This is a genomic window from Nocardiopsis sp. iso_40, from assembly GCF_056173285.1.
In genome coordinates this window covers 577,657-593,326 of the sequence record NZ_CM149666.1, presented here as the reverse complement: position 1 = coordinate 593,326, position 15,670 = coordinate 577,657, and the positions used below count along the sequence as shown (strand labels likewise).

Here is a 15,670-nt window from a genome sequence, read left to right as displayed (position 1 = left end):
GGGTGCCGGGTGGCCTACTCGGCGGCACCCGGCACCGGTCACACGGGTTCTGCGAGGTCAGAGCTGCTCCATGAGCACCTCCTCGACGGCCTCAGCGTAGGCGCGCAGCGTCTGGTGGTCGAAGAGCAGGTGTGCGGGGACGTTGACGTCCAGCAGCTCCTCGATCTCGCGGACCACCTGGAGGCTGCGGACCGAGTCACCGCCGATGTCGAAGAAGTTGTCGTCGCGGCCCACGCGTTCGAGGCGGAGCGTGTTGGTCCAGACCTCGGCGACGGCCTCCTCCGTGGGGGTCTGCGGAGCGACGTGCACCGGCGCCGCGGCGCCCTGCCAGTCGGGGTCGGGGAGGCGCCTGCGGTCGACCTTGCCGTTCTGGTTGAGCGGCAGTTCCGGGAGCACGGTGAGCACCGACGGCACCATGTAGGCGGGCAGCCGCTGTTCCAGGGACTCCCGGAGGCCGGTGGTGTCCGGGGTCCCGGTGACGAAGGCGGCCAGTTGCCGTCCGCCGGAAGGTGCCTCGGCCACGACGGCGACCGCCTGGGCGACGCCCTCCCCCTGGAGCAGGGCGCTCTCGATCTCGCCGAGTTCGATCCGGTAACCGCGCAGCTTGACCTGCCCGTCCGCCCTGCCGACGAAGACGATGCGGCCGTCCCGGGTCCAGCGCACGAGGTCGCCGGTCCGGTAGAGCCGCCCGCCGCGGGAGAAGGGGTCGGCGACGAACCGCTCGGCGGTCAGTGCGGGCTGGTGGTCGTAGCCCTGGGCCAGACCGTCCCCGGACAGGTAGAGCTCTCCGACCGCTCCCGGCGGCACCGGCCGCAGGGCTCCGTCGAGGACGTAGGTGCCGGTGCCGTCCATGGGGCGGCCGATCGGGCACAGCCCGGCCCGGGCCTCCTCGGGGTCCACCGGCCCGCAGGTGGCGAACGTGGTCGACTCGGTGGGCCCGTACACGTGCACGAGCCTGGTGTCGGGGCAGGTCTCCAGCACCCGGACGAAGGAGGCCGGGTCCGCCGCCTCGCCGCCGGTCCACAGCTCCGTCAGGCCCTCGAAACAGGCGGGGTCCTGGTGGGCGAACAGGTTGAACAGGGCCGTGGTCAGGAAGACCGCGGTCACGCCCTGTTCGGTGACCGTCTTCCGGAGGACCGGTGCGGACACCGTCTCGTCGGCCACCACGACGGTCCCGCCGTTGAGGAGCGGCACCCACACCTCGTAGGTGGCGGCGTCGAACGCGTGCGGAGAGTGGAACAGCACCCGCTCGTGGCCCTCGGTCCACCGGTGGTCGGCGCTGAGCGCGACGATGTCGCGGTGGTCGACCACCACGCCCTTGGGCACCCCGGTGGAGCCCGAGGTGAACATGGTGTAGGCCGCGGAGGCCGGGACCGTCACCGGGTCGACGGGGCGGCGTTCCGGGGCGGTCAGGCCGTCCGGGCCGTACCGGACCACGGATCCGAGGCCGGCGCAGCGCTCCGCCATTGCGGGGTCGGCGATCGCGACGTCCGCCCCGACCCCGTGCGCCATCTGCCCGACCCGTTCGGTCGGGACCGTGTCGTGCAGCGGCACGTAGGCGGCGCCCGCCTTGAGGACGGCGAGCATCGCGACGACCACCCGCGGGGAACGCGGCATCAGCAGGAGGACCCTCGACCCCGGACCCACTCCGAGCGCGCACAGGTGCTCGGCGAGCTCCCCGGACTCGGCGTCGAGTTCGGCGTAGGACCACTTCCGGCCGGAGCCCGTGACCGCGAGCGCCTCCGGGTGCTCGGCGACCCGGTCGGCGAACAGCCCGGTGACGGTCCCCGAGCGGGGGTCGGGGTCCTCGCCCGCGCTGAACCCGAGGGCGCGGCGGGGGTCCGCGGAGGCGACCCGGCCCAGGGGCCGGTCCGGGGCCTCGGTGAGGGAGAGCAGGATCCTCGCCAGGTCGTCGAGGAGGACGTCGACGGTGGCGGTGTCGAAGCAGGCGGGGTCGTAGCCGAGCAGCAGCCGGACCCCGTCGGAGGCGTAGGCGCTGAGGGCCAGCGGGTAGTTGGTCGCCTCGTTGGCGGCGACCAGCCTGGCCGTCGGGCCGTCATCGCCTGCCGGGCGCTCGTCCACGGGGTAGTTCTCGAACACGACGACGCTGTCGAACAGCTGGGTGTCCCCCGGGAGCCCCACCCCGGCCTGGATCCTGCTGAGCGGCAGGTAGTCGTGGGTACGGGCCCGCGCCTGGTTCTCCTGGACGTCGCGGAGCCACGCCGCCACCGGTGCGTTGGGGTCGGTCCGGACCCTGGTGGGCAGGGTGTTGATGAAGAGACCGATGGTGGACTCCACCCCGGGGAGGTCGGCGGGCCGGCCGGAGGTCGTGGCACCGAACACCACGTCCTCCTCACCCGAGTAGGCCGACAGCAGCAGCGCCCAGGCGCCCTGCACCAGCGCGTTCACCGTCAGACCGTGCTCACGGGCGAAACCCTGGACGGCCGCGGCGTCCTCGGCGGGCAGGGACACCTCCCGGCGTTCGACGGAGCGAGCGGCCCGGACCCGGGCGGGAGCACGGTCGTAGGGCAGCGGGGTGGGGCCCTCCACGTCCTCGAGTTCACGGAGCCAGAACGCGTAACCCTCCTCGGTGCCCTGCTCGACGAGCCGGGTGAGGTAGTCGTCGAAGGCGGGCCTGGGAGGAACGGCCGCTCCCCGGTAGGCGGTGAGGACGTCCTCCAGCACCAGCGGCAGACTCCAACCGTCCAACAACAGATGGTGGAACGTCCACACCACCACCACCTTGCTGTCCGAAACGCGCAGCAGCCCCACCCGCAGCAGCGGACCCTGCACCAGGTCCAACCCCTCGGCCTCGTCCTCGGCCAGGAAACCGGCGACCGCCCGCTCACGCTCCGTCTCACCCAGACCGCGCAGATCCACCTGAGACACCGGGGTCCCCACCCGTCGGTGTACCAACAGGACCGGCTCGTCCAACCCCTGCCAGGCCACCGTGGTGCGCAGCACCGGATGCCGCTCCACCACCGAACCCCACGCACGACCCAAACCCTCCAGGTCGTCCACACCGTCGAGCTCGACCACCACCTGCTCGAAGTAGGAGGGCGAGTCCGGCTCCAGGAAGGTGTGGAAGAACATGCCCTGCTGCATCGGCGTCAGCGGCCACACGTCCGCCACGTCCCGGCCGTCACCGACCAACCGGTCCACCTGAACCTGGTCCAACGACACCAACGGAAAGTCCGACGGAGTCGCACCACCCACACCCTCACCCAGACAGAACCCGACCAGATCGGTGAGTTCGGCTTCCAGCCGGTCGACGAGGTCCTGGACGGCGGCGGTGTCGTGCAGCGCCCGGGAGTAGGCCGCGCTGAGGACCAGCCGGTCGTCCTCCAGCCTGCCGACGATGTCGATCTCGTGTGCGCGGAGTTCGTCGGGGGACTCGCTTCCGGTGAGGGTCATGCTGGTGTGCAGCCCTTCGCCGCCGGTGTCGAAGCGGCCCAGGTAGTTGAAGCTCACCCGCGGAGTCGGCAGACCGGCCAGAACCGAACGCTGCTCCGGCGAACCCAGGTAGCGCAGGGCACCGAAGCCCACCCCCCGACGGGGCACCGACCGCAGCATCTCCTTGGTCCCCTTGACCTGGGACTCCCACCCCTGCACGGAGGAGAGCACCACCGGGAACATACTGGTGAACCACCCCACCGTCCGCGAGGTGTCCACCCCCTCGAACAACTCCTCACGACCGTGACCCTCCAGGTCCACCCACACCCGGTCCTCACCGGTCCAACCACACAACACCCGACCCAGAGCAGCCAGCAACACGTCATTGACCCGTGTCCGGAACACCCCCGGAACCTCACGCAACAACTCCCCCGTCACACGCTCCGACAGCCGGGTCGAGACGACGTCCTCGGTCGCGTTGGTGTTCTGGTCGGTTTCGGTACGGCTCGGCGGTTGGTCGGCGGACTCTTCGGCCAGGGCCCGCCAGAACGGGAGTTCGTCGTCGAAGCCGCCTTCGGTGGTGTGCTGAGCCAACCGCTCCGCCCACACCGGGAAAGGCGTACTCCGAGAACCCAGATCAACCACCCCGCCCGCGGACAGCTGACGGTAAGCCGACCCCAGATCCTCCAACAACACCCGCCAGGACACACCGTCCACCACCAGGTGATGCGCCACCAACAACAACCGCTCAGCGTCCCCTTCACGGAACAGGACCGCACGCACCACCGGCCCCCGCTCCAACGACAAGGAAGCCTGCTCCACCTCGACACGCTCACGCACCACACCAGCACGCTCACCCGGGGCCACACCGTCCAGGTCCACCACCGCCAGAGCGAACGAGGACTCCCCCGCCGCCAGAACCCGCAGACCCTGACCGTCCGCCCGCAGACGCAGCATGTCGTGCTGGACCGCCAACGCATCCAACGCCTGCTCCAGTACCGGGACCTCGACCGGCTCGGCCAAGTCCAACAGCACCGCCATCGTGAAATGGTCCGGAGCCACCGGATGCGTGGCGAAGAACCACTCCGTGATCGGTGTCGGACCCACCCGACCCGACACCGGACCCACCACCGAGGCCTTGCTCGTCTCCATCTGGGCGACCTCGGCCAACGCAGCCACCGAGGGCCGACCGAACACCTCCTTGGAAGTGACCACCACACCCTCACGCCGAGCCCGGGAAACCACCTGAATACTCAGGATCGAATCCCCGCCCAGCGCGAAGAAGTCCTCGTGCACCCCCACGCGCTCCACACCCAGAACCGAGGCGAACACCCCGGCCAGCACCCGCTCCACCTCCGAACGCGGCGCCACATAGGAATCACCACCCGCCGAGACCTCAGGAGCGGGCAACGCACGCCGATCCACCTTGCCGTTCGGGGTCAGGGGCATCGAGTCGAGCGTGACGAGCGCGGAGGGGACCAGGTGTGCGGGGAGTTGTTCGGTCAGGCGGGCCCGCAACCCCGCGGGGTCGAGCTCCTCCCCCACCACGTAACCCACCAGCACCCGCACACCCGGGGCGTCCTCACGCACCACCACCACGGCCTGGCGCACACCCGACAACCCCAACAGAGCGGACTCGACCTCACCGGGCTCGATCCGGAAACCCCGGATCTTGACCTGGGAATCAGCACGCCCCACATACTCCAACTGACCCTGGACGTCCCACCGCACCAGATCACCCGTGCGATACAACCGCCCACCCGAACCAAACGGATCAGCCACAAACCGCTCCGACGTCAACCCCGGACGATTCAAATACCCACGAGCAACACCCGCACCACCCACATACAACTCACCCACCACACCCACAGGCACCGGACGCAAAAACCCATCCAGCACCCGGAGTCGGGTGCCCAGTACAGGGCGGCCGATCGGCGGGGTCCTCTCGGGGACGAGCGGGTCGCTGAGGGTGGCCGCGATGGTGATCTCGGTGGGGCCGTAGGCGTTGACCATGCGCCGTCCGGGGGCCCAGCGCCGCACGAGTTCCTCGGTGCAGGCCTCCGCTCCGACCACCAGGGTGCGCAGTGCGGGGAAGTCCCCCTCGGGAACCGAGGCCAGCAGGGACGGGGGAATGATCGTCAGCCCGATCCGCTCCCGCAGCAGGACTTCCGCCAGGTCCTCGCCCACGAGCGGACCCGGTTCCGGGAGCACGAGGGGGGCACCGGCGCCCAGGGCCATGAGGACTTCCATCACCGAGGCGTCGAAGCTGGGCGAGGCCAGCTGCAGGACCCGGGTGTCCTCCGTGGTGGCGAAGCGTTCGGCCATGGATTCGGCCAGCTCCGCGGCACCCCGGTGCGTCACCATGGTGCCCTTGGGCGTGCCGGTGGAACCCGACGTGTAGATGAGGTACGCGAGGTCGTCCAGTCTCGGCCGCGCGGGGGCGGCGCCCCCGTTCCCACCGTGCCCGTCGTCCGTCACTCGCCAGAGGTCGGCGACGGAGACCTGCTCCAGGTCCCCGGGCAGGGTGTCGACGGGACCGGTCCCGGTGATGACGAGGGTCGCCCCGGAGTCCTGCGCGATGAAGCGCTGGCGGGCGTCGGGGTAGTTCGGGTCGATCGGAAGGTAGGCGGCACCGGCGGTCATGATCCCGAGGAAGGCGGCGATGAGCTCCGGACCGCGTTCGAGGCGCACCCCCACGATGTCTCCGGCTCCCACGCCCCGGTCCGTCAGGCGCCGGGCGATGGCGCGCACCCGTGAGTCGAGTTCGGCCCGGGTCCATTCCCGGTCGGTTGCGGACAGCGCGGTCGCGTCCGGTCGGTGTGCCACCTGGGCGGCGAAGAGGTCGGGGACCGTCCGGAGCTGTCGGGGGGCTCCGCCGTCGCCCCAGGCCTCGACCCGGTCGTGTTCCTCGCTGTCGAGGAGTGCGAGCCCGGCCAGGGGGCGGTCGGGGTGCGCGACCATGTCGTCCACCAGGCGGGCGAGCCGCTCCAGCAGCCGGTCGACGGTGGCCGCGGAGAACAGTGCCGGGTCGTAGCGGAGTTGCAGGTCGATGGCGGAGCCGTCGTAGGCGACCAGGGTCAGCGGGTAGCTGGTGGCCTCCCTCGCGGTGACGCTCTCCACGGTGACGCCGTGCGCCCGGGCGGACTCCTCGTCCACGGGGTAGTTCTCGAACACGACGATGCTGTCGAACAGTTGGGTGTTCCCCTGTAGTCCGCTCTGGGCCTGCACCCTGTTGAGCGGCAGGTGTTCGTAGCGGCGTGACTCCACCAGGCCGTTCTGGAGGTCGCGGAGCCAGTCGACGGTCCGGTCGGCGGGGTTGAGGGTGGTGCGGACCGGCAGGGTGTTGATGAAGAGTCCGATGGTGGACTCCACCCCGGGGAGGTCGGCGGGCCGGCCGGAGGTCGTGGCACCGAACACCACGTCGTCCTCACCCGAGTGGGCTGACAGCAGCAGCGCCCAGGCGCCCTGCACCAGCGCGTTCACCGTCAGACCGTGCTCACGGGCGAAACCGTGCACGCGATCGGTGCGGGCCGGGGTCAGGGTGTGCCCGGACTTTCCGGTGGAGCTGACCTGGCGGACGTCTCCTGGTGTGCGGTCGTAGGGCAACGGGGTGGGTGCCTCGACGTCGGCCAGGAGTTCGCGCCAGTAGCGCATTCCCTCGGCGGGGTCCTGCTCGCTGAGGAGTTCGAGGTAGGGGCGGAAGTCCGCTCGTGCCGGTAGCGGTGTTCCCCGGTAGGCGGTGAGGACGTCCTCCAGCACCAGCGGCAGACTCCAACCGTCCAACAACAGATGGTGGAACGTCCACACCACCACCACACGGCTGTCCGAAACACGCAGCAGCCCCACCCGCAGCAGCGGACCCTGCACCAGGTCCAACCCCTCGGCCTCGTCCTCAGTAAGGAAAGCGGCGACCGCCCGATCCCGCTCCGCCTCACCCAGACCGCGCAGATCCACCTGAGACACCGGGGTCCCCACCCGTCGGTGCACCAGCAGGACCGGCTCGTCCAACCCCTGCCAGGCCACCGTGGTGCGCAGCACCGGATGCCGCTCCACCACCGAACCCCACGCACGACCCAAACCCTCCAGGTCCTGCACGCCGTCGAGCTCGACCACCACCTGCTCGAAGTAGGAGGGCGAATCCGGCTCCAGGAAGGTGTGGAAGAACATGCCCTGCTGCATCGGCGTCAGCGGCCACACGTCCGCCACATCCCGGCCGTCACCGACCAACCGGTCCACCTGAACCTGGTCCAACGACACCAACGGAAAGTCCGACGGAGTCGCACCACCCACACCCTCACCCAGACAGAACCCGACCAGATCGGTCAGACGGTCGATGAGCAGCGCGCCGAGTTCCTCGATGGTGGCCCGGTCGTGGTGGGTTTCGGCGTGGTACCAGTCGAAGGTGAGGCGGTCGCCTTCGAAGCGGCCGACGACGTCGATCAGGTGGGGGCGCTCCTCCTCCGGGGCGTGTTCCCCGCCGGGGTTGAGCTCGAACCCGGTGTACAGGTTCTCCGTTCCGGTTCCGGTGTCGAAGCGGCCCAGGTAGTTGAAGCTCACCCGCGGAGTCGGCAGACCGGCCAGAACCGAACGCTGCTCCGGCGAACCCAGGTAGCGCAGGGCACCGAAGCCCACCCCCCGACGGGGCACCGACCGCAGCATCTCCTTGGTCCCCTTGACCTGGGACTCCCACCCATCGGCGGAGGAGAGCACCACCGGGAACATACTGGTGAACCACCCCACCGTCCGCGAGGTGTCCACCCCCTCGAACAACTCCTCACGACCGTGACCCTCCAGATCCACCAACACCCGGTCCTCACCGGTCCAACCACACAACACCCGGCCCAGAGCAGCCAACAACACGTCATTGACCCGTGTCCGGAACACCCCCGGAACCTCACGCAACAACTCCCCCGTCACACGCTCCGACAGGGAGACGGTCACGACGGACTGGTCCGCGACCCGGCCGTTGCCGGGGGCATCGTGGTCCCGGGGGACTTCCGCTCGGATGCCGGTACGGGACCAGTGGTCCATCTCGTCGTCGAAGCCGCCTTCGGTGGTGTGCCGAGCCAACCACTCCGCCCACACCGGGAAAGGCGTACTCCGAGAACCCAGATCAACCACCCCGCCCGCGGACAGCTGCCGATAAGCCGACCCCAGATCCTCCAACAACACCCGCCAGGACACACCGTCCACCACCAGGTGATGCGCCACCAACAACAACCGCTCAGCGTCCCCCTCTCGGAACAGGACCGCGCGCACCACCGGACCCCGCTCCAACGACAAGGAAGCCTGCTCCGCCTCGACACGCTCACGCACCACACCAGCACGCTCACCCGGATCCGACCCGCCCAGGTCCACCACCGCCAGACCGAACGAGGACCCCCCCGCCGCCAGAACCCGCAGACCCTGACCATCCGCCCGCAGACGCAGCATGTCGTGCTGGACCGCCAACGCATCCAACGCCTGCTCCAGTACCGGGACCTCGACCGGCTCGGCCAAGTCCAACAGCACCGCCATCGTGAAATGGTCCGGAGCCACCGGATGCGTGGCGAAGAACCACTCCGTGATCGGTGTCGGACCCACCCGACCCGACACCGGACCCACCACCGAGGCCTTGCTCGTCTCCATCTGGGCGACCTCGGCCAACGCAGCCACCGAGGGCCGACCGAACACCTCCTTGGAAGTGACCACCACACCCTCACGCCGAGCCCGCGAGACCACCTGAATACTCAGGATCGAATCCCCGCCCAGCGCGAAGAAGTCCTCGTGCACCCCCACGCGCTCCACACCCAGAACCGAAGCGAACACCCCGGCCAGCACCCGCTCCACCTCCGAACGCGGCGCCACATAGGAATCACCACCCGCCGAGACCTCAGGAGCAGGCAACGCACGCCGATCCACCTTGCCGTTCGGGGTCAGAGGCAGGGTGTCGAGTGCCACCACGGCGTGCGGCACCATGTACCCGGGCAGGTCCCGCGACAGCCGTTCGCGTAGTTCGTCGGCGTCCTCCTGGGTCAGGCCCGCGTCGTGCCCGACGACGTAGGCGACCAGGTGTCGTCCGCCTGCGGGGGCGGTGCGGACCAGGACGGTGGCTTCCGCGACACCGTCGAGGCCGAGGAGCGCGGTTTCGATCTCACCGGGTTCGATCCGGAAACCCCGGATCTTGACCTGGGAATCAGCACGCCCCACATACTCCAACTGGCCCCGGACGTCCCACCGCACCAGATCACCCGTGCGATACAACCGCCCACCCGAACCAAACGGATCAGCCACAAACCGCTCCGACGTCAACCCCGGACGATTCAAATACCCACGAGCAACACCCGCACCACCCACATACAACTCACCCACCACACCCACAGGCACCGGACGCAAAAACCCATCCAGAACCCAGGCACTCATCCCCTCCAACGGCCTACCGATCGGCACCGACCGCTCCGGCACGTCCCCCGGATCCACCGCGAAATGCGCAGCGAACGTCGTGGTCTCCGTCGGCCCGTAACCATTGGCCACCACCGTGCCCGGACACGCCCGCACCACCCGCTCCACCGCCAACGGATTCGCCGCCTCACCCCCGGTCATCACCTCACGCAACGGCGCGAAACAGCCCGGGTCCTGCGCCGTGAACAGGTTGAACAAAGCCGCCGTGACAAACGTCGACGTCACCCCGAACTCCCGGGCCACCGCCCCGAACTCCTCCGCCGAGATCCGCCCCGCAGGCGCCACCACCACAGCACCGCCCCGCAACAACGGCGTCCAGACCTCATACGTCGCCGCATCGAAAGCATGCGAGGAATGGAACAGCACCCGCTCATCACGACCACCACCCCACCGGCCATCCAACGCCAGCGCCACCACATCCCCATGCGTGACGGCCACACCCTTGGGCAACCCCGTCGAACCCGACGTGAACATCACATACGCAAGGGAGGCGGGGTCCTGCCGCTGTTCCCGCCACGACTCATCGGTCTGCGCGGTCCCGTGCCCTTCCGGCACAGCCGCGTCCGTCACCGCTGTGTTCGGCACCGCCGCTGCCGGAGTTCCCGCCTTCGAGGCCCCGGGTGTGAGTTCCTCGTCCAGGTCCACCACCCGCACACCCGAACCCAAACCCCCAGGCACCCGACCACGAGAAGCCGCATCGGTCAGCACGAAACGCGCACCCGTCTCCCGCACCAACCACGCCACACGCTCCGCCGGATCATCACCATGCACCGGCACATAAGCACCACCCGCACGCAACACACCCAACATCGCCGTCACCACATGCGGACCACGCTCCAACACCAACACCACCGCACCCTCAGCGGCCAACCCCCCACCACACAACAACGAAGCCACACCCGCACTCAGCGCATCCAACTCCGCATACGACACCTCACCAAAACCACCCACCACAGCAGGCGCCCCCGGCACCCGCGCCACCTGCTCCGCAAACACCTCCGGAACCGAAGCGGGCAGGGAAGCGGCCTCGTTGCTGCTCCAGGCGGTCAGCTCGGCCCGGTCCGTCTCGGTACGGAGGTCGACCGCGGCCAGACCCCGTTCCGGTTCGGCCACGGCGAGCGAGACCAGACGGGACAGGGCGTCGGCCAGACCGAGGACGCGGCGGTGGTCGAAGAGGTCGGTGTTGTACTCGATCGCGACACGGATGCCGTCGTCCTGCTCCGTGTACTCGAAAACCAGATCGGACAGTGCCGAGGCCCTGGGCAGCTCGACCGGGTCCACGTCCAGTCCGGGCAGGTCGAGTGCGCCGGTGTGCGCGTTCTGCAACACCATCAGCGCCTGGAAGAGCGGTCCCCGGCTGGGGTCGCGCTCGGCCACGACCTCGTCCACCACCCGGTCGAAGGGCAGCTCGTGTTCGAAGGCCTCCTCGATGCGGTCGCGCACGGCGCCGAGGAAGTCGGACACGGTCATGCCGGGGACCAGCCGGGAGCGGATCACCAGGGGGTTCACGAAGAACCCGACCATGTCCTCCGCCTGGCGGTGGTCGCGCCCCGAGGACGCGATCCCCAGCGCGACGTCCCTGCTTCCGGAGGCGTTGGCGAGCAGCACCTGGGTCATCGCGGTCAGGGACATGAACAGGGTCGCCCCCTGCTCCCGGCCGAGTTCGACCAGGCCGCGGGCCTGCTCACGGGAGAGGGTGAAGCGGTGGACGGCACCGGAGGTCGTGCGCTGGGCCGGTCGGGGCCGGTCGGTGGGCACGGCGAGCGGTGGCACCTCCTCCAGCTCGCGTGCCCAGTACGCGAGGCGTTCCCGCACGTCCGGCTCCGCCCAGCGGCCCTGTTCCCAGACCGCGAAGTCGGCGTAGTCGGGCTCCCCCTCCACGAACCCGGGTTCGGTCCCTTCGAGTGACGCACGGTAGAACGCGGCGAGGTCGCGGACCATGACGTCCACGGACCAGCCGTCGCAGGCGATGTGGTGCGTGCTCAGCACGAGGAGGTGCTCGTCCTCCGCGAGCGCGATGAGCAGTGCCCGGTTCACGGGACCGTGCACCAGGTCGAAGGGGGTGTTCACCTCGCGCAGGAGGTGTTCGTCCAGGGCGAGGGCGCGCTGCTCCTCGGGCAGGCCGCTCAGGTCCGCCACGGACAGCAGCTCGTTCCCGTCCCAGGGGTCGCGTACCAGCTGTACGGGTTCACCGTCGACCGTGTCGTAGGTGGTGCGGAGCGCCTCGTGCCGCCGTTGGAGGTCCGTGAGGGCCGTGCACAGCGCCTCCGGGGAGAGGGAGCCGCGGATGCGGAAGCCCGCACCGGTGTAGTACTCGGCGCTGGCGCCCTCGATCTGGTGCAGGAACCACAGGCGGCGCTGCGCGGCGGAAAGGGGGAGCGGGTGGTCCCGGTCGGCCCGCCGGAGGGGGCTCTTCCTGCTGTCGGTCCCACCCGCCTGCGCGAGGGCTTCCGGCGTACGGTGGCGGAACAGGGCACGCTGGCCGAAGTCCGTCTCCAGCAGGCCGTCGAGGCGCCACAGGACCCGGGCCGCGAGGATGGAGTCCCCGCCCAGCGCGAAGAAGTCCTCGTGCACCCCCACGCGCTCCACACCCAGAACCGAGGCGAACTCGTCCGCGATCACGCGTTCGGTGTCGGTGCGGGGAGCCGTGTAGGCCGCGGTGTCGCGTTCGGGGGCGGGCAACGCGTGCCGGTCCACCTTGCCGTTCTGGTTCAGGGGCATCGAGTCGAGCGTGACGAGCGCGGAGGGGACCAGGTAGGCGGGGAGTTGTTCGGTCAGGCGGGCCCGCAACCCCTCGGCGTCGAGCTCCTCCCCCACCAGGTAACCCACCAGCACCCGCACACCCGGAGTGTCCTCACGCACCACCACCACGGCCTGGCGCACACCCGACAACCCCAACAGAGCAGACTCGACCTCACCGGGTTCGATCCGAAAACCCCGGATCTTCACCTGCGAATCAGCACGCCCCACATACTCCAACTGGCCCCGGACGTCCCACCGCACCAGATCACCCGTGCGATACAACCGCCCACCCGAACCAAACGGATCAGCCACAAACCGCTCCGACGTCAACCCCGGACGATTCAAATACCCACGAGCAACACCCGCACCACCCACATACAACTCACCCACCACACCCACAGGCACCGGACGCAAAAACCCATCCAGAACCCAGGCACTCATCCCCTCCAACGGCCTACCGATCGGCACCGACCGCTCCGGCACGTCCCCCGGATCCACCGCGAAATGCGCAGCGAACGTCGTGGTCTCCGTCGGCCCGTAACCATTGGCCACCACCGTGCCCGGACACGCCCGCACCACCCGCTCCACCGCCAACGGATTCGCCGCCTCACCCCCGGTCATCACCTCACGCAACGGCGCGAAACAGCCCGGGTCCTGCGCCGTGAACAGGTTGAACAAAGCCGCCGTGACAAACGTCGACGTCACCCCGAACTCCCGGGCCACCGCCCCGAACTCCTCCGCCGAGATCCGCCCCGCAGGCGCCACCACCACAGCACCGCCCCGCAACAACGGCGTCCAGACCTCATACGTCGCCGCATCGAAAGCATGCGAGGAATGGAACAGCACCCGCTCATCACGACCACCACCCCACCGGCCATCCAACGCCAGCGCCACCACATCCCCATGCGTGACGGCCACACCCTTGGGCAACCCCGTCGAACCCGACGTGAACATCACATACGCAAGGGAGGCGGGGTCCTGCCGCTGTTCCCGCCACGACTCATCGGTCTGCGCGGTCCCGTGCCCTTCCGGCACAGCCGCGTCCGTCACCGCTGTGTTCGGCACCGCCGCTGCCGGAGTTCCCGCCTTCGAGGCCCCGGGTGTGAGTTCCTCGTCCAGGTCCACCACCCGCACACCCGAACCCAAACCCCCAGGCACCCGACCACGAGAAGCCGCATCGGTCAGCACGAAACGCGCACCCGTCTCCCGCACCAACCACGCCACACGCTCCGCCGGATCATCACCATGCACCGGCACATAAGCACCACCCGCACGCAACACACCCAACATCGCCGTCACCACATGCGGACCACGCTCCAACACCAACACCACCGCACCCTCAGCGGCCAACCCCCCACCACACAACAACGAAGCCACACCCGCACTCAGCGCATCCAACTCCGCATACGACACCTCACCAAAACCACCCACCACAGCAGGCGCCCCCGGCACCCGCACCACCTGCTCCGCAAACACCTCCGGAACCGAAGCAGACAGCGGAGTCCGGTCGACGTACTCGGGGCGCTGGGTTCCCTGGGAGGGCATCACGATGAAAACTCCTGGATTCAGGTGCGACTGGGCTGTGAAAAACATCGGAACGGCTGCTTGTCGTTCTCCTGCAGAGTGGATTGCCCGACGCTCCACGCGACATAGGACAGCCAGGTTCGACCAGAACCGATACTCACCCATACCCCTGGGTAGAGCAAGAGATACGGCTATATCCTCATTCCGCAGGTCAGGCACATGATGATGGGCCGCCCGCCGCACAGTGAGACGCAAATGGCCGGACCCGGACACAAGAGAGACAGCAAAACCCTTGGTGGCCTCGGGAAAATGGAGCACCCGACCGGGCCCGGGCGCGGGGCCACCAAGAGCACCGGAAAGCGCTGCGAACTGCACTTTCGGGCCGGGATTCCTCCCACCACGGACCGTGGAACGGCAGCCCCGGGAGGACCGGGGGTAAAAGACGCCCCCGCCCGGGAGGGTGGCCCGGAACACGCCAAAGGTTATCCGGGTGCCACCGGAACGCCACCACCAACACCCGGCAATGCGGTTCGCATTGATGTGCACCACGAAGAGGAAGAGGCCATATGAACACCGAGAATAATGTTTCCAACGAGTAGGGTCACCCATCGGTATTCATTGACCGATCGCACGGAAACACGACGGCCGGAGAAACGGGCACTCCCGGGCGCCCCGACGGGGAGCCGTGGAGGCCGGTGGTACAGCCTGCACCACCACGGTTGGGCAGTTCGCGGGATCGCCCCCGGGCCGCCGACCTCCCTAGCCTTGGAGGCAGAAGACGGAAAGCACGCGCGAAGCCCGTGTTCACCACCGGCCACCCCGTCCGAGGAGCGCAGTCATGACCGACCCCTACCGCATCAAGGACACCGCCGACCGCCCCGACCCGAGCGCGCGGCGGTCCCGCCCGGGCAGTCGCCTGCGCGCCCTGCTCTGGGTGCTCATCGTTCTCGGCCTGGCCGGGAACGGCGTCACGTCACTGGGCGGGTTCCACCCCGCGATCAGCCTCTGCTTCGGCCTCGTGACCGTCGCGGCCGTCGCCACCCTGATCGTCCACCACGTCCGGCGGCGCTGACCCAGCTCCCGGGGCGGAGGGAGCCGCCGCCCCGGGCCCCGCCTCCCGACTCCGCCGCCCCCGCGGCGGAGTTTTCATGTGTTCGACAACCTTTTACCTCTGGTATTTTCCCGTCCGCCCGGGGCGGGCAGCACCATAAAGCCCGACCCACGGCCCGAATCCTCCAGTAGCCGCAGAATTACTCTCGGTGAAAATGCGAAAACAAGACGCAGCGGCCGACAAGATCATTTTCGCTGCTGTGCCCGAGGTCACATGGCCGCATCCGGCCGATACTTTTCGGCGGCGCGGTAAACCCGGGGCTCCGCAGACCAGGATGGCATTAGCGGTTCAGTGAACCCACGGTCCCGGCACGGGAACACGGATAGCGGCGAATCCACGAAATCAGAGGTCAGACTCCGCACACGGCCCAATAACCCCGCCCTCCCATCGGCACTTGTTACTCACGAGTTCAAGTTACATCCGAATCTCTTGCCAGAAAGAATGGTATATGTGAGTATC

General features: G+C 68.9%; 2 protein-coding genes. One reads left to right on the top strand and one right to left on the bottom strand.

Annotated features, from left to right (window positions below):
* Positions 1-57 precede the first annotated feature (57 nt).
* On the bottom strand, positions 58-14,121 hold the full coding sequence (locus tag AC0VYD_RS02540; RefSeq protein ID WP_475478394.1) for an amino acid adenylation domain-containing protein: 14,064 nt from the start codon (positions 14,119-14,121) through the stop codon (positions 58-60).
* Between the two features lie 817 nt (positions 14,122-14,938).
* Between AC0VYD_RS02540 and AC0VYD_RS02535 the strand changes: the two genes are divergently transcribed.
* Complete coding sequence (locus AC0VYD_RS02535; protein WP_475478393.1) at positions 14,939-15,172, top strand: hypothetical protein; 234 nt, start codon at positions 14,939-14,941, stop codon at positions 15,170-15,172.
* Positions 15,173-15,670 lie beyond the last annotated feature (498 nt).